The organism is Streptomyces sp. NPDC096132 (assembly GCF_044763345.1).
GTDB lineage: Bacteria > Actinomycetota > Actinomycetes > Streptomycetales > Streptomycetaceae > Streptomyces.
In genome coordinates this window covers 50,689-66,132 of the sequence record NZ_JBIWGA010000021.1, presented here as the reverse complement: position 1 = coordinate 66,132, position 15,444 = coordinate 50,689, and the positions used below count along the sequence as shown (strand labels likewise).

Annotated in this window: 15 protein-coding genes; 7 read left to right on the top strand and 8 right to left on the bottom strand. The window is 73.7% G+C overall.

Annotated features, from left to right (window positions below):
* Positions 1-2: 2 nt before the first annotated feature.
* On the bottom strand, positions 3-983 hold the full coding sequence (locus ACIRF9_RS37650) for a formylglycine-generating enzyme family protein (protein ID WP_403831814.1): 981 nt from the start codon (positions 981-983) through the stop codon (positions 3-5).
* Positions 984-1,036: 53 nt separating this feature from the next.
* Entirely contained in the window at positions 1,037-1,444 is a 408-nt protein-coding gene (locus tag ACIRF9_RS37645; protein ID WP_403831812.1) for a CoA-binding protein, read from the bottom strand.
* Between the two features lie 116 nt (positions 1,445-1,560).
* On the opposite strand from ACIRF9_RS37645, the gene ACIRF9_RS37640 reads away from it, so the two are divergent.
* The 3 genes from ACIRF9_RS37640 to ACIRF9_RS37630 are packed head-to-tail and all read left to right on the top strand — an operon-like array spanning position 1,561 to position 3,469.
* Entirely contained in the window at positions 1,561-2,274 is a 714-nt protein-coding gene (locus ACIRF9_RS37640) for a hypothetical protein (protein ID WP_403831810.1), read from the top strand.
* Positions 2,271-2,810 carry a SixA phosphatase family protein gene (locus tag ACIRF9_RS37635; RefSeq protein WP_403831808.1) on the top strand — a complete coding sequence of 180 codons (540 nt, stop codon included), beginning with the start codon at positions 2,271-2,273 and terminating at the stop codon, positions 2,808-2,810. The genes ACIRF9_RS37640 and ACIRF9_RS37635 overlap by 4 nt, the downstream gene beginning before the upstream one ends.
* Before the next feature lie 32 nt (positions 2,811-2,842).
* Positions 2,843-3,469, top strand: a complete 627-nt coding sequence (locus ACIRF9_RS37630; RefSeq protein WP_403831806.1) for a YigZ family protein — start codon at positions 2,843-2,845, stop codon at positions 3,467-3,469.
* Between the two features lie 15 nt (positions 3,470-3,484).
* Here the strand turns inward: ACIRF9_RS37630 and ACIRF9_RS37625 are convergent, their stop codons facing one another.
* Entirely contained in the window at positions 3,485-4,222 is a 738-nt protein-coding gene (locus ACIRF9_RS37625; protein WP_403831804.1) for a class I SAM-dependent methyltransferase, read from the bottom strand.
* 187 nt (positions 4,223-4,409) lie between these two features.
* On the opposite strand from ACIRF9_RS37625, the gene ACIRF9_RS37620 reads away from it, so the two are divergent.
* Complete coding sequence (locus ACIRF9_RS37620; RefSeq protein ID WP_403831801.1) at positions 4,410-5,573, top strand: exonuclease SbcCD subunit D; 1,164 nt, start codon at positions 4,410-4,412, stop codon at positions 5,571-5,573.
* Complete coding sequence (locus tag ACIRF9_RS37615; RefSeq protein ID WP_403831798.1) at positions 5,570-8,662, top strand: AAA family ATPase; 3,093 nt, start codon at positions 5,570-5,572, stop codon at positions 8,660-8,662. Before ACIRF9_RS37620 ends, ACIRF9_RS37615 begins: the two co-directional genes overlap by 4 nt.
* Here ACIRF9_RS37615 and ACIRF9_RS37610 read toward each other — a convergent pair.
* On the bottom strand, positions 8,623-9,069 hold the full coding sequence (locus ACIRF9_RS37610; protein WP_403831796.1) for an Lrp/AsnC family transcriptional regulator: 447 nt from the start codon (positions 9,067-9,069) through the stop codon (positions 8,623-8,625). The two genes, ACIRF9_RS37615 and ACIRF9_RS37610, sit on opposite strands and share 40 nt — an antisense overlap.
* Before the next feature lie 133 nt (positions 9,070-9,202).
* Between ACIRF9_RS37610 and ACIRF9_RS37605 the strand changes: the two genes are divergently transcribed.
* Positions 9,203-9,679 carry a rhodanese-like domain-containing protein gene (locus ACIRF9_RS37605; RefSeq protein WP_403831794.1) on the top strand — a complete coding sequence of 159 codons (477 nt, stop codon included), beginning with the start codon at positions 9,203-9,205 and terminating at the stop codon, positions 9,677-9,679.
* Positions 9,680-9,711: 32 nt separating this feature from the next.
* On the opposite strand, the gene ACIRF9_RS37600 is transcribed toward ACIRF9_RS37605, so the two are convergent.
* The 3 genes from ACIRF9_RS37600 to ACIRF9_RS37590 form a co-directional block, all read right to left on the bottom strand.
* Positions 9,712-10,506, bottom strand: coding sequence for an ATP-grasp domain-containing protein (locus ACIRF9_RS37600; protein WP_403831791.1), 795 nt, complete (start codon positions 10,504-10,506; stop codon positions 9,712-9,714).
* Between the two features lie 65 nt (positions 10,507-10,571).
* Complete coding sequence (locus tag ACIRF9_RS37595; RefSeq protein ID WP_403831789.1) at positions 10,572-12,263, bottom strand: DUF885 domain-containing protein; 1,692 nt, start codon at positions 12,261-12,263, stop codon at positions 10,572-10,574.
* A 65-nt stretch (positions 12,264-12,328) separates the two neighbouring features.
* Positions 12,329-12,823, bottom strand: a complete 495-nt coding sequence (locus tag ACIRF9_RS37590; RefSeq protein WP_403831786.1) for an Lrp/AsnC family transcriptional regulator — start codon at positions 12,821-12,823, stop codon at positions 12,329-12,331.
* A 60-nt stretch (positions 12,824-12,883) separates the two neighbouring features.
* On the opposite strand from ACIRF9_RS37590, the gene ACIRF9_RS37585 reads away from it, so the two are divergent.
* Positions 12,884-14,092, top strand: coding sequence for a trans-sulfuration enzyme family protein (locus ACIRF9_RS37585; protein ID WP_403831784.1), 1,209 nt, complete (start codon positions 12,884-12,886; stop codon positions 14,090-14,092).
* 70 nt (positions 14,093-14,162) lie between these two features.
* On the opposite strand, the gene ACIRF9_RS37580 is transcribed toward ACIRF9_RS37585, so the two are convergent.
* A complete protein-coding gene (locus ACIRF9_RS37580) occupies positions 14,163-15,416 on the bottom strand; it encodes a GNAT family N-acetyltransferase (protein WP_403831782.1) in 1,254 nt (417 codons plus the stop codon).
* Positions 15,417-15,444 lie beyond the last annotated feature (28 nt).

Here is a 15,444-nt window from a genome sequence, read left to right as displayed (position 1 = left end):
CATTATGGGCGGCCCTTGAAAAGAGATCGGGGCGTGTCCCGCGGAGGTTCGTCGGCCGCTCCTCGGATGTCCTGGACACAGCGGAAACCCGCGTGTCCGCTGGAGCTGTCGGGGGTGTTGGCGCTGCGGGCGGCCACGCGGTAGCGGTTGCAGTAGGAGGCGTGGCACATGTGCGAGCCGCCCCGGATCACTTTCTCCGGACCGTGCTCCGACCAGGCGTCCGCACACCACTCCCAGACGTTTCCCGACACGTTGTACAGCCCGAATCCGTTCGGTGCGAACGCGTCGACGGGAGCGGTTCCGCGATGGCCGTCCTCGGCGGTGTTCCTCGTCGGGAAGGTGCCCCGCCAGATGTTGCAGCGGAATTCCCCGCCGGGATCCAGCTCGTCGCCCCACGGATAGCGCTGCTGCTCCAGACCGCCCCGGGCGGCGTACTCCCACTCGGCCTCCGTGGGCAGCCGACGGCCCGCCCAGGCCGCGTAGGCGGCCGCGTCGAACCAGGAGACGTGCACCACCGGATGGTCCCCGCGCCCGTCCAGAGCGCTGCCGGGCCCCTCCGGCCGGTTCCAGGCGGCCCCGGACACCGCGCACCACCAGGGCGTCCGCTCGGGGCGCGGCGAGTCCCGGCGCAGCGCGCCCGGCAGGAACCCGGCGAACACGTACGACCATCCGAGCCGCTCGGCGTCCGTCACATGCCCGGTGTCCGCGACGAACCGCTCGAACCGGTCGTTGGAGACGGCGTACGCGTCGATCCGGAAGGGCGCGACCCGCACTGCCCGCACCGGGCCCTCCCCGTCCGCCGGGAAACCCTCCGCGTCCTCCGCGCCCATCAGGAACTCGCCGCCGGGCAGCTCCACCATGCCGTCGGCACCGACGCCGGCGCGTCTCGACGGGGCGGGCGGCGGGGGCGGCTCGGCACCGCCGCCCCCGGAGGGCATGCAGCAGCGGGCGGGCGACGGGGCGGCGTACTCGTTCTCGGGCATACGGCCGCTCAGCATGCCGGGCGAACCTGTGTGCCCGGAGGGGCCGGCCCGGCTCAGCCCAGCCGCGGGATCTCGATCGCCGGGCAGCGGTCCATGACCATCTCCAGGCCCGCCGCGCGCGTCCGCTCGTAGGCCGCCTCGTCGACGACGCCGAGCTGGAACCACACCGCCCGCGCCCCCTTGGCGACCGCCTCGTCCGCGACGGCACCCGCGAGATCGCTGTTGACGAAGACGTCGACGACGTCCACCTCGAAGGGGATGTCCGCGAGGGAGGCGTAGCCCTGCTCCCCGTGCACCGACTCCGCCTTCGGATGCACCGGCACGACCCGCTTGCCGTACCGCTGCAGCACCTCCGCGACGCCGTACGCGGCCCGCCGCCGGTTCGTCGACAGCCCCACCACGGCCCAGGTGTCACCCAGCCCGGTGAGGATCTTGCGGATCGTTGCCTCGTCGCCGTACACCGTCGGCCTCCTGCGGGGGATTCGGACAGGCTCTGTCCAGGGCGTCAACACCCTACGACACCCCCTGATTCCAAGCCCTGCCTGCGCGCCGCCCGCGTGCCGCCTAGGCTCACCTCGTGCTGCGCATCACCGACGTCCGAACGGGCGAAGCCGTCCTCGCCGCTCCTGTCCGCCGTGGGCTGACCCGGGTGCAGGCGCATGCCTCCGGGTACGGCGCGGGCTCGCTGCGGGTCCTCCTCGTCACCGACGTGCTCGTGCGGGCGCTGGAGCTCGGGGGGACGCCCGTCTTCGCCATGCTGGCCGGGGAACGTGAACAGGCGGAGCTGCGGGCCGGTGCCGCCGCCCTCGGGATCCGCCCCTTCGAGGACGGTCAGGAGCTCGGCGCGGGGGTGGGGGAGGCGCAGGTCCTGCACGTGGTGGGGGAGGGCGGCCCGGCCCCCGACGGGGTGCGGATCGCCGTGGCGCCGGTGCACGGGACGGTCCCGGCCGACCCGGCCGTACTGCGCCTCGCACTGCTGTCCCGGCCCCGCACCGAGCCCGTCCACCTCGACCCGGCGACACTGAGCGAGGCCCACGACATCCTCGTACGCTGGCGGAGAGCCGTCGCCGACTGGGCGCGGCGGCCCTCGCGGCCCGTCCCCGACGAGGTGCGCGGACGGCTCCGTACCGCCTGGGAGGACGACCTGGACGTACCCGAAGTGCTGAGGGTGCTGCGGTGGGCGGAGGACGCCGGACCGGAGCTGCCGGACGGCGCCCGCTTCGAGACGTACGCCTACGCCGACCGCCTCCTCGGCCTCGAACTCACCCGCGATCTGGGAGCCCCCGCATGAGCGAGCAGGACGGACCACTGCGCCGGCTGGTGGTGCTGCGGCACGCCAAGTCGGACTGGCCGGACGGCGTCCCCGACCACGAGCGGCCCCTCGCAGCGCGCGGCCGCCGGGACGCTCCGGCGGCGGGCCGCGCCCTCGCCGAGGCCGACTGCATCCCCGACCTCGCCCTGTGCTCCACCGCCGTGCGCGCCCGCCAGACCTGGGAACTGGCCTCCGCCGCATGGGACACCCCGCCCCCGGTCCGCCACGACCCGCGCCTGTACGCGGCCGACGTCCCCGAGCTGCTGGACGTCGTGCGCGAGACACCCGCCGAGGTCGGGACGCTGCTCCTCGTCGCCCACAACCCGGGCCTGGAGGAGCTGGTCCTGGAGCTGGCCGGCGACGCCCTCGACGACGCGCTGGACGAGGTACGGCTGAAGTTCCCCACGTCGGCGATCGCCGTCCTGGCCTGGCACGGACCCGACTGGCACTCCCTGCGCCCGGGAACCGCGCTGCTGACCTCGATGATCGTGCCCCGGGGGAAGAAGGCGGGCTGAGCCTCCCCGAGGGGAGCGCATAGGGTGGCCGGATGCAGGACGAGTACCGCACAGTCGCCCGGGCGGGCGTGCACGAGACCGAGGTCAACCGTTCCCGTTTCCTGTGCGCCCTCGCCCCGGCGGCCACTGAACAGGAGGCCCAGGACTTCATCGCGTCCGTCCGCAAGGAGCACGCCGACGCCACCCACAACTGCTGGGCCTACGTCATCGGCGCCGACGCCGCCGTCCAGAAGGCCGGCGACGACGGCGAACCCGGCGGCACCGCGGGCGTCCCGATGCTCCAGATGCTGCTGCGCCGCGACATGCGGTACGTCGTCGCCGTCGTCACCCGCTACTACGGCGGCGTCAAGCTCGGCGCCGGCGGCCTGATCCGGGCCTACGGCGGCGCGGTCGGCGAGGCACTCGACACCCTCGGCACCCTCACCCGCCGCCGCTTCCGCCTCGCCACCGTCACCGTCGACCACCAGCGGGCCGGCAAGGTCCAGAACGACCTGCGCGCCACCGGCCGCGAGGTACGGGACGTCCACTACGGCGAGGAGGTCACCATCGAGATCGGCCTCCCCGACGCCGACGTGGACGCCTTCCGCGCCTGGCTCGCGGACTCGACGGCGGGGACGGCCCTCCTCGAGCTGGGCGGCGAGGCGTACGGGGACGCCTGACGGGCCCCGGTGCCGCTACGGCTTCCGGTAGACGGAGACATGGGAGCGTGACTCGGCGGTGAACTCGGCTCCCGTCCAGTCCGCGTGCCTGCTCTCCAGGCCGAACCCGGCCAGCTGCCCCATCAGGTCGAGCTCGGCCGGCCAGATGTAGCGGTGCGGGGAGCGGTCCAGCCGGGCCTCGCGGCCCTCGGCGTCGAACCGGAAGTGGTGGGACACGACGTGCTGCCGCAGGACGTCGTACGTGTCCAGGCCGATGTAGCCCTGCTCGGCATGCCAGACCGTCGCCGGTGTGCCCGGCGGGAGCTTGCGCAGTTCGGGGACCCAGAGCTCGATCACGAACCGGCCGCCGGGTGCGAGATGGCGCGCCGCGTTGCGGAAGCACTCCACCTGCTCGGCCTGGGTGAGCAGGTTGGAGATCGTGTTGTAGACCAGGTAGACGAGGGAGTACTTCCCCGGTGCGGTGGCGGTCGCCATGTCTCCCACGACCACCGGGATCGTCGTCTCGTCCACCTTCGTCCTCAGCCGCTCGATCATCGGGACCGACAGCTCGACACCGGTCACGGGCACCCCGCGCTCGGCCAGCGGAACGGCCACCCGCCCGGTGCCGATGGCGAACTCCAGCGCCGGCCCGCCGTCCGCGAGCTCGGCGAGCCGGTTCACGGTCGGTTCCAGGACCTCGGGTGAGAACATCCCGGTGCCCGGGGAGTCGTAGCGAGCGGCGGCGTCGGCGTCCCAGATCTGCTCCTGTCGCATGGCGCCAACCCTGGCCGCGGGTACGGGAGTTGTCCAACGGTTTTGTCGCGCCCCGACGCCACGGTGTGTCATTTTCGGTTATTCGGTGACTAATGCGGACAAAAGGTTGCGCTGGGTGAGGGATCAGATGCCGAAGGCGTTAGCGTGGTCGATGTTCACGGTTGGTCCTGCAGGTCGGAGCGGTTTCTTGAGAGTGCTGCACACGTCCGACTGGCATCTCGGCCGGTCGTTCCACCGCGTGAACATGCTGGAGGCCCAGGCCGGGTTCATCGGCCATCTCGTCGCGACCGTGCGCGAGCGCGAGGTCGACGCGGTGGTCGTCTCCGGTGACGTGTACGACCGCGCCGTGCCGCCGCTCGCCGCGGTCGAGCTGTTCGACGACGCCCTGCACCGGCTCGCCGACCTCGGCGTGCCCACGGTGATGATCTCCGGCAACCACGACTCGGCCCGCCGGCTCGGCGTGGGCGCCGGACTCATCGGACGGTCGGGCATCCATCTGCGCACCGATCCCTCGGCCGCCGGGACCCCGGTGGTGCTCCCCGACTCCCACGGCGATGTCGCCTTCTACGGTCTGCCCTACCTCGAACCCGCCCTGGTGAAGGACGAGTTCGGCGTGGAGAAGGCCGGTCACGAGGCCGTGCTCGCCGCCGCCATGGACCGGGTCCGCGCCGACCTCGCGACCCGCGCGCCGGGCACCCGGTCCGTCGTCCTCGCCCACGCCTTCGTCACCGGCGGCGAACCCAGCGACAGCGAGCGGGACATCACCGTCGGCGGGGTCGCCTCCGTGCCCGCGGGCGTCTTCGACGGCGTCGACTACGTGGCCCTGGGGCATCTGCACGGCTCCCAGACCCTCACCGAGCGCGTCCGCTACTCCGGCTCCCCGCTGCCGTACTCCTTCTCCGAGACCGACCACCGCAAGACCATGTGGCTCGTCGACCTCGACGCCGAGGGGGCCCTCACCGCCGAGCGGATCGACTGCCCCGTGCCGCGCGCACTCGCCCGGATCTCCGGGACCCTGGAGGAACTGCTCGCCGATCCCGCGCTCGCCCGCCACGAGGAGGCGTGGGTCGAGGCGACGCTCACCGACGCCGTCCGCCCCGCCGACCCCATGGCCCGGCTCACCGAACGCTTCCCGCACACCCTGAGCCTCGTCTTCGCCCCCGAGCGGGCTCCGGACGACCCGGACGTGTCGTACGCCCGGCGTCTCGCCGGCCGCAGCGACCAGGAGATCGCCGAGGACTTCGTCGCCCACGTGCGCGGCGCGGGGCCCGACGAGCGCGAGCGGGGCGTGCTGCGGGACGCCTTCGACGCGGTCCGCGCGGACGACGCCGTGAAGGAGGTCGCGCGGTGAGGCTGCACCGGCTCGGTCTGACGGCCTTCGGTCCCTTCGGCGGTTCCCAGAGCGTCGACTTCGACGACCTGTCCGCCGCCGGTCTCTTCCTGCTGCACGGCCCGACCGGCGCGGGCAAGACCTCCGTCCTCGACGCCGTCTGCTACGCGCTCTACGGCGCCGTCCCGGGCGCCCGGCAGACCGCCCAGGGCCAGGGGCTCACCCTGCGCAGCGACCACGCTGCCCCCGGCACCCGCACCGAGGTCACCCTCGAACTCACCGTCTCGGGACGCCGGTTGGAGATCACCCGGCAGCCACCGTGGGAGCGCCCCAAGAAGCGTGGCACGGGCACCACCGTCGAGAAGGCGCAGAGCTGGCTGCGCGAGTACGACTCCGCCGCCGGCGCCTGGAAGGACCTCAGCCGGTCCCACCAGGAGATCGGCGAGGAGATCACCCAGCTGCTCGGCATGAGCCGGGAGCAGTTCTGCCAGGTCGTGCTGCTTCCCCAGGGCGACTTCGCGCGCTTCCTGCGCGCCGACGCCGAGGCTCGCGGCCGACTGCTGGGCCGCCTCTTCGACACCCAGCGGTTCGCCGACGTGGAGAAGCGGCTCGCGGAGCGGCGCCGTACGACCGAGGCACGCGTGCGGGACGGCGACGCCGCCCTGCTCGCCGACGCCCACCGCATGCAGCAGGCCGCCGGGGACGCCATGGAGCTGCCGGAGCTCCAGCCGGGCGAGCCGGGCCTCGCCGAGGCCGTCGTCACCGCCGCGGCCGTGGCCCGCAGCACCGCCCGCGAGCAGCTGACGATCGCCCACTGCCGCCTCGCGGCCGCCGAGTCCGCGCAGGCGAGCGCCGAACGCGCGCTGACGGACGTACGCGAACTCGCCCGCCTGCAGCGGCGGTTCGCCGAGGCACGGGAGCGGGCCGGGCGGCTGGAGGAGCGGGCGGGCACGCACCGCGAGGACCAGGCACGCATGGAGCGGTCCCGCAAGGCCGAGGGGGTGGCGCCCGCGCTGGAGCTGCGGGAGGCCACCGAGACGGAACACCGCAGGGCCGCCCAGGCCGAGGCGCGGGCGCGGGCGCTGGTGCGGGGGGCCTTCGGCGGCGACGAGGGGGCTCGGGAGGGGAACGGCTCCGAGGGTGCCCCGCCAGAAGGCGGGCTCGCGGACGCCGGCGGCGCCGGGCTCGCCGCCGCCGCCCGCCGTGCGGCCGAGGAACTCGGTGGTCTGGAGTCGGCCCGCCGGGCCGAGCGGCGGCTGGCCGAACTTCTCGCGGAGCGGGCCGGCCTGGACCGGCAGGAGCGGGCCGACGCCGACGTCCTCCAGGAGGCCGAGGCCTGGCTCGCGGGCTGGGAGGAGACGCGCGCCGGCCTCCTGAGCGCCGTCGAGGCCGCCCAGGAGGCCGCCACCCGGGCCGAACGGCTCGCCGTGCAGCGAGAACCCGCCCGCAAGCGGCTCGCCGCCGCCCGTCAGCGGGACCGGCTCGCCCGGAACACGGACGACGGGCGCCGGCACGTGCTCGCCGCCGGCGAGCGGGCCCAGCAGGCCCGTGCCGAGTGGCTGGACGTCAAGGAGCGGCGACTGAACGGCATCGCCGCCGAACTCGCCGCACGGCTCACCGACGGCGAGCCCTGCGCGGTCTGCGGTGCCGTCGACCATCCGGCACCCGCGCGCAAGGACGCCGGACACGTCGGCCGGGAGACCGAGGAACTCGCGCTGGCCGCGTTCCAGCGGGCCGACGAGGAGCGCGCCGAGGCCGAGCGGAGCCTGGGCCTCGTCCAGCGCGAGCTGGCCACCGCCGAGGGCGAGGCGGGCGACACGCCCACCGAGGAACTCGCCGCGCTAACAGACGAGTTGGAGCGGGAGTACGGCCGGGCCCGGAGCGGCGCCTCGACCCTGCACACCGCGCACGAGCGGCTGCGGCAGGCCGAGCAGGAACGCGACCGGCGTGTCTCCGCCCAGCAGGAGGCCGCCGTACGCGCCGCCTCGCGGGTCGCTCGACGGGACGCCCTGGACCGTGAACGGACCACTCTGGAAGCCGAGTTGACGCAGGCGCGGGGAGCGGCCGACAGCGTGGCCGCCCGTGCCGCCCAGCTGGAGCGCCGGGTCGCGCTGCTCACCGAGGCCGCGGACGCCGCGCGGGCCGCCGAGGACACCGCCCAGCGGCTCAAGGACGCCGACGCCCGGCTCGCGGACGCCGCGTTCCGGGCCGGTTTCGACACACCGCAGGCCGCCGCCGACGCCCTCCTCGACGCCGGCGCCCACCGCGAGCTGCAACGACGCCTGGACGCCTGGCACTCGGAGGAGGCCGCGGTCCGCGCGGTGCTCGCCGAGGCCGACACCGCGGCCGCCGCCCAGCAGCCGCCCGCCGACCTGGCGACGGCGCAGGACGTGGCGGCCGCCGCGTCCCGGCGGCTGCGCGACGCCGCCTCCGCGCGCGACGCGGCCGCCCGGCGCTGCGCCGAACTGGACCGGCTCTCCGCCCGTACCGCCGAAGGCGTACGGCGGCTCGCTCCCCTGCGGGACGAGTACGACCGGGTGGCCCGGCTGGCCGGCCTCACCGCGGGTACCTCGGCCGACAACGAGCGCAGGATGCGACTGGAGGCGTACGTCCTCGCGGCCCGCCTCGAACAGGTGGCCGCCGCCGCGACCGTACGACTGCAGCGGATGTCGTCCGGCCGCTACACCCTCGTCCACTCCGACGACCGGTCCGGACGCGGCCGCAGCGGGCTCGGGCTGCACGTCGTCGACGCCTGGACCGGCCGTGAGCGGGACACCGCGACCCTCTCCGGCGGCGAGACCTTCTTCGCCTCGCTCGCCCTCGCCCTCGGCCTCGCCGACGTGGTCACCGACGAGGCGGGCGGGGTCCGTCTGGACACCCTCTTCATCGACGAGGGCTTCGGCAGCCTCGACGACCAGACCCTCGACGAGGTCCTCGACGTCCTGGACTCCCTGCGCGAACGCGACCGCAGCGTGGGCATCGTCAGCCATGTCGCCGATCTGCGGCGGCGCGTCCACGCGCAGCTGGAGGTCGTGAAGGGGAGATCCGGTTCGGTGGTGCGCCGGCGGGACTACCGGCCGAGCGGGCGCCGGGGGAGCGGCGAGGAGTAGACCACGCTCGTCGTGACCGACCCGAGCGCGCCGATCTTCCCCGACACCTCCTCCAGGTGCCGCATCGAACGCGCCGCGACCTTGATGACGAAGCAGTCGTCGCCCGTGACGTGGTGCGCCTCCAGGATCTCGGGCGTCACCGCCACCAGGTCGTGGAACGGCTTGTAGTTCCCGTTGGGGTAGCGCAGCCGCACGAACGCCAGGATCGGCAGCCCCAGCCGATCGGGGTCCACGACGGCCGCGTACCCCTGGATGACGCCCGCCTCCTCCAGTCGTCGCACCCGCTCGGTCACGGCGCTCGGCGACATCGACACGGCCCGCGCGAGATCGGCGAAGCTGGCCCGGCCCTCGCGCTGGAGGACCTCGAGGATGCGCCAGTCGGTGGCGTCCGGGGAATACACGGTCATGACCGAGGGATAGCAGGGGAATCCCCGGCGGAGCAAGCCTCACGCCGGGGAATGCCACTTCAGGGTAATGATCATCGACCGTAGATTTCTGGGCATCGGAAACCACCGGGAACCAGCACAGAGAGGCCCTGCGATGACCGCCGCCACCGTCAACCCCGTCCTGCGCGTTGCCCCCGCCGCCCCCGCCGAGGCCGCCGCCTACTTCCGGGCCAGCCTCGTCTTCCACGCCGACGTCTCCGACGTGGCCGCCGCGCTCGCGGCCGGCGGCGACCCCGGGTTCGTCGTCCTGGACTCCCGTTCCACCGAGGCCTGGGACCAGGGGCACATCCCCGGCGCCGTCCACCTGCCCACCGCGCTCATCCCCGAACAGGCCGAGCAGCTCCTCGACCGGAACGTGCCGGTCGTGACCTACTGCTGGGGCCCCGGCTGCAACGGCGCCACCCGCGCCGCCCTCGCACTCGCCGAACTCGGCTACCAGGTCAAGGAGATGCTCGGCGGCTTCGAGTACTGGGCACGCGAGGGCTTCGCCTACGAGACCTGGGAGGGCCGCGAGCAGCGCGACGCCGACCCGCTCACGGCCCCCGTGGACGCGGCGAACTGCGGCTGCTGACGGCCCACTCGGACTTCAGTCGCGTACCACCTTCAGTCGCGTACCACTTCCGGAACCGGTCGCAGGAAACGGTGGTCCGCCGGCGCGAAGTCCCCCTCGGGGCGGGCCGCCCGCAGGACGACGTCCAGCGCGGTGTCCGCGTCGCACGCGTAATGTCCGCTGGCCCAGGCGGCGTTGGCCTCCACCACCGCCCACCCGGAGCCGTCGACCAGACCGACGTCCACGACGATCGCACTCGGCAGTCCCGTCCCGGCCAGCCGTTCGGCGAACGCGAGCACCTCCCCGTGGCGCGGGTCCTCCGCCAGCGGGGCGACGTCCAGGGCGCCCCGGGTCGCGTAGCGGCTGCCCGTGGCCACCTCGCCGTCCAGCAGGAACAGCCGGTACTCCGCGGCGAACGCCACGATGTCGCTGATCAGCACCGGTTCCGTGCCGTCGACCGCGTCCGGCCCGGGCAGCCCGCTGCCGTCCGGGTAGACACGGGCCGGGAAGCTCTTGTCGTTCGGCGGCTTCACGAAGGCCGGACGCCGCAGCTTCCAGGCCTCCCCGATCGTGGTGAACTCCACGTCCCGCCGGGTGAGTTCGTACGGCAGCCGGGCCAGCCAGCCCTCCGGGGCCTCCAGCAGCCCGATTCCCAGTTCCCGCGCGACCGCGTCCGCGAACAGCGGGCCGGCGTACAGCGAGGCACCCGGGATCGCCCGCCGCTCCTGAGGCACCCGCCAGTCGCGCAGCGTCTCCACACGCGCCCCGCGCCGGCGTGCCGCGTCCGCGAGGGCGTGGCCGGTCGCGGTGACGCGTGGGGAGAGGAACAGGGTCCGGGGGGTCGTCATGGGAGAGGAGACTGCCGTACGAGCGGGCCCCGGAGACACCGGTTTTCCAGGACCCGCCCCCCACGTCAGAGTCGCGCCAGCTCGTCCACCAGGTCGTCCAGACCCAGCGACCCCTGCGAAAGGGCCGCCATGTGCCAGGACTTGAGGTCGAAGGCGTCCCCGTGGCGCTCCCGCGCCTTCTCCCGGCCCAGCAGCCAGGCCCGCTCGCCGAGCTTGTAGCCGATCGCCTGGCCGGGGATGGTCAGATAGCGGGTCAGCTCGCTCTCCACGAAGTCCGCCGGCCGGCTGCTGTGCGCCCCGAAGAACTCCTGCGCCAGCTCGGGAGTCCACCGCTCGCCCGGGTGGAACGGCGAGTCTGCCGGGATCGCCAGCTCCAGGTGCATGCCGATGTCGACGACGACCCGCACCGCCCGCATCATCTGCGCGTCCAGGTAGCCGAGCCGGTGCTCCGGATCCGTGAGGAAGCCCAGCTCGTCCATCAGGCGCTCCGCGTACAGCGCCCAGCCCTCGGCGTTGGCGCTGACCATGCCGACGGAGGCCTGGTAGCGGGAGAGGTCCCCGGCGACGTGCGTCCACTGCGCGAGCTGCAGGTGGTGGCCCGGGACGCCCTCGTGGTACCAGGTCGAGACGAGGTCGTACACCGGGAAGCGGGTCAGGCCCATCGTCGGCAGCCAGGTGCGGCCCGGCCGTGAGAAGTCCTCCGAAGGGGAGGTGTAGTACGGGGCCGCCGCGCTGCCGGGCGGGGCGATCCGCGACTCCACCCTGCGGACCCGCTCGGCGAGCTCGAAGTGGGTGCCGTCCAGCGCCTCGATCGCCTGGTCCATCAGGCCCTGCAGCCAGTCGCGGACCTCGTCGACGCCCTCGATGTGCTTGCCGTGCTCGTCGAGGTGCGCGAGCGCCACCCAGGGCGTCGCGGCGCCCGGCAGGATCCGCTCGGCCTCCGTCTTCATCTCACCGAGCAGCCGGTGGTACTCCGCCCAGCCGTACGCGTACGCCTCGTCCAGGTCGAGGTCGGTGCCGTTGTAGTAACGCGACCAGCGGGCGTACCGCTCCCGGCCCACGGTGTCGGGCGCGCCCTCGACGGTCGGCGCGTACACCTCGCGCATCCAGTCCCGCAGCTTCACGAGCGCCGCCGTCGCCGCACGGGCCGCCTCGTCCAGCTCGGCCCGCAGCGCGTCCGGTCCGGGGGTGACGAAGTCCTCGAACCAGCCGCGGCCGGTGCCGTCCGTGTCCGACCACTCGGCGAGCTGTTCGATGAAGGTGGCGGTCGGCCGCGGCGCCCCGTACAGCTTGCGCTCCAGACCGAGCGCCAGGGACTCCCGGTAGCCGGCCAGGGCCGCCGGTACCGCGCGCAGCCGTGCGGCGACGGCCGCCCAGTCCTCGTCGGTCTGCGTGGGCGTCACGGTGAACACCTCGCGGACATGGTGCGCGGGCGTGCCCATGTTGCCGACCGCGCGTAGGCCCTCGTCGGCGTCGTGCACCGCGAGCTCCGCGCTGAGGCGCTCGCGCAGCAGGCGCGCGCACCGGCGCTCGATGTCACTGTCCGCGCCCGGCTGCCGCTCCGCCTCGTCGAGCTTCGCCAGGGTGTCCCGCATGAGCCGCGCGAGCTCTTCCTGGCCCGCTGGCGAGAGGTCGGGCAGACGGCTCGAGCTCTCCGCCACGCCCAGATAGGTACCGGTGATCGGGTCGAGGGCGACGAGGCCGTCGACGTAGGCGTCGGCGACCGCACGGGGAAGGGGAGTGGTGGTCTGTGACATGCACCCCATCCTCGTACGAGGGTCCGCGCACGGCACGGCGTTTGAGCTGAGGGCGTAGGACACCGTCAGGGTGTTTGAGCCGCGCCTTCCCGCGGAGGCAGCAGCGGCCCGCAGTCCCACTGCTGGAAGATCAGCCGGGTCTCGACCCGGGCCACCTCCCGCCGGGCGGTGAACTCGTCGAGGACCAGCCGCTGGAGATCGGCCATGTCGGCGACCGCGACATGCACCAGGTAGTCGTCGGGACCGGTGAGATGGAACACGGTCAGTGCCTCCGGCAGCGCCCGGATCCGCTCCACGAACGGCCCCACCAGCTCCCGCCGATGCGGTCTGACCTGCACCGACAGCAACGCCTGCAGCCCTCGCCCCAGCTTGGCCGGATCCAGCCGCAGCTGATGCCCGAGGATCACCCCCGAACGGCGCAGCCGCGTCACCCGGTCCAGGCACGTCGACGGCGCGACCCCGACCTGCGCCGCGAGGTCGCGGTAGGTGGTCCGGGCGTCGTTCTGCAGCAGCCGCAGCAGCTGGAGATCGACCGGGTCCAGTACGACAGATTCGGCCATCGGCCGAACGTAGCACGGTGTTCGATTTCTGTGACCCGTCGATTGTTCACTCTGCGGTCCATGGACTCAGCCGCAGCGAGCACGCACGCGCACGCGTACAACGGTGTACGCACGTCTTCGGCCCCCCGCGCACTGGCCACCGAGGCCGTGCACGCCGGGCGGGACGACCTGGCCCGGCAGGGACTGCACGCCCCGCCGATCGACCTGTCCACCACCTACCCATCCCACGACAGCCGCGCCGAGGCCGCCCGCATCGACGCGTTCGCCGCGACGGGCGCGGACCCGCAGGGCCCGCCGGTCTACGGGCGGCTGGGCAACCCGACGGTCGCCCGCTTCGAGACGGCCCTGGCCCGCCTGGAGGGCACCGAGAGCGCCGTCGCCTTCGCCAGCGGGATGGCCGCGCTGAGCGCCGTACTGCTCGCGCGGGCCTCCCTGGGCCTGCGGCACGTCGTGGCCGTGCGCCCGCTGTACGGCTGCAGCGACCATCTCCTCACCGCCGGGCTGCTGGGCTCGGAGGTCACCTGGACCGACCCGGCCGGCATCGCGGACGCGCTGCGCCCCGACACCGGGCTGGTGATGGTCGAGACACCCGCCAACCCGACCCTGGCCGAGGTCGACCTGCGGGCCGTCGCCCACGCCTGCGGCTCGGTCCCGCTGCTCGCCGACAACACCTTCGCGACGCCCGTGCTGCAACGGCCCGCCGAACACGGGGCGCGACTCGTCCTGCACAGCGCCACCAAGTACCTCGGCGGGCACGGTGACGTGCTCGGGGGCGTGGTCGCCTGCGACGAGGAGTTCGCGGGACGCCTGCGGCAGATACGGTTCGCCACCGGCGGTGTCCTGCACCCGCTCGCCGGCTATCTGCTGCTGCGCGGCCTGTCCACCCTGCCCGTACGGGTCCGTGCCGCCTCCGCCACCGCCGCCGAACTGGCCCGCCGCCTCGCGGCCGACCCTCGCGTCGCCCGCGTCCACTATCCGCGCCTCGGCGGCGCGATGATCGCCTTCGAGGTCCACGGCGATCCCCACGAGGTGATCGCGGGCGTCGGCCTGATCACCCCGGCGGTCAGCCTGGGCAGCGTCGACACCCTCATCCAGCACCCGGCATCCATCTCCCACCGGATCGTGGACGCGGACGACCGCAAGGGCGCAGGGGTGAGCGACCGGTTGCTGCGGCTGTCGGTGGGGTTGGAGGACGTAGAGGACCTGTGGCGGGACCTGGACGGGGCCTTGGAGGCGCGCATGCGCCCTCCAAGGGGCGCGGGGCGATGACATATGCGGCTCCGTCGCGTGGGCGCGACCAGCCACAACGAACCGGTAGCCGCCAGCCATTCCGCAACCCCTACGGCGCCTGGGCGGCCCCCAACTCACCCGCACTCGACAACGGCCCCGTGACCGCACCCTCCAGCCGAGCCGTGATCACCAGCGTCCCCTCCTCGATCTGGTAATCCAGGGGCAGCCCAAGACCCCGCATCGCGGCAACCATCCCGGTGTTGGACGACTGCGTCACCGCGTACACGCTCTCGCACCCCGCCTCGACCGCCAGCGCGACGAGCCGGTCGAGCAGTTCACGGCCGATTCCGCGCCGCTGCCACTCGTCCTCGACGAGCAGCGCGACCTCGGTCTCATCACCGTCCCACAGGAGGTGTCCCAGCCCGACGATGCGCCCGGAGGCCGTCTGCACCGCGAGCGTGCGGCCGAAGCGCGGGCTGAGCAGGTGGTTGAGATAGCGGTCGGCGTCGCCGACGGGCCCGTGGTAGCGCATGCCGAGCGTGCGTGCCGAGCAGCGCTCGTGCATAGCCCTGGCCGCCTCCAGGTCACGGGTGTCGGCCCGGCGCACGGTGATGTCGTTGCCCTCGGGCAGCGTCAGCACGTCCTGGCTGCGCGGGATGCGCGGGCCGAGCCGGGCGTCCAGTTCGACCAGGGCACGCGCGCGTGCGAACTCGGTCGGGGTGAACGGCAGGTACGGCCGCTCCACGGTGATCGCTCCGCCTTCCGGCGCCCGCAGGCGCATCACGGTGTCCTCCAGCACCCCTTCGACGGGCACGTCGGCCGGCCCCCGGCCGCCGCCCGCGGGCGTGGCAGGAAGTGATCGTATCGTGCAGCGGCCGAGCAACTGCCGTAGGGCGAGCGGCAGTTCGGCCGCGTCGAGGGCGGTGCGGGTGGCGAGGCCGAGGACCCGGGTCGGCGCGTCCACCAGGTCGTGGGCGTCGGCCCGCTCGATCCAGGTGCCCGTACCGCCCGCCCGGGCCACGGCACCGGTGATGTCGGCCGACGCGAGCGTCCCCGGGGCGCGCAGCAGAAACTCGTCCACCGTGTCCTCGCCCAGCGGATGCGTCTGCAGGCTCAGGATGTCCACCCGGTGTCCGGCCAGCGCCGTGCACAGCGCGGCCAGTGATCCCGGTGTGTCCCTGACCGTCGTCCGCATGCGCCAGAGGGTGCTCGTCGTGCCGACGGCGGCGGGCCCGGCCTGCTCCTCCGGGGAGGGCGGCCGGGCACCGGTATCACTCGTGGGCGGCGGGTCCTCGTGGCGTCGTGGTGCCCACAGGGCCTTGAGAAGTGTGGCGATCTTCAGGTCGGTCAGGTTTCGATTCATGCAACCACTGTGGAGGAACGGTGTTGCG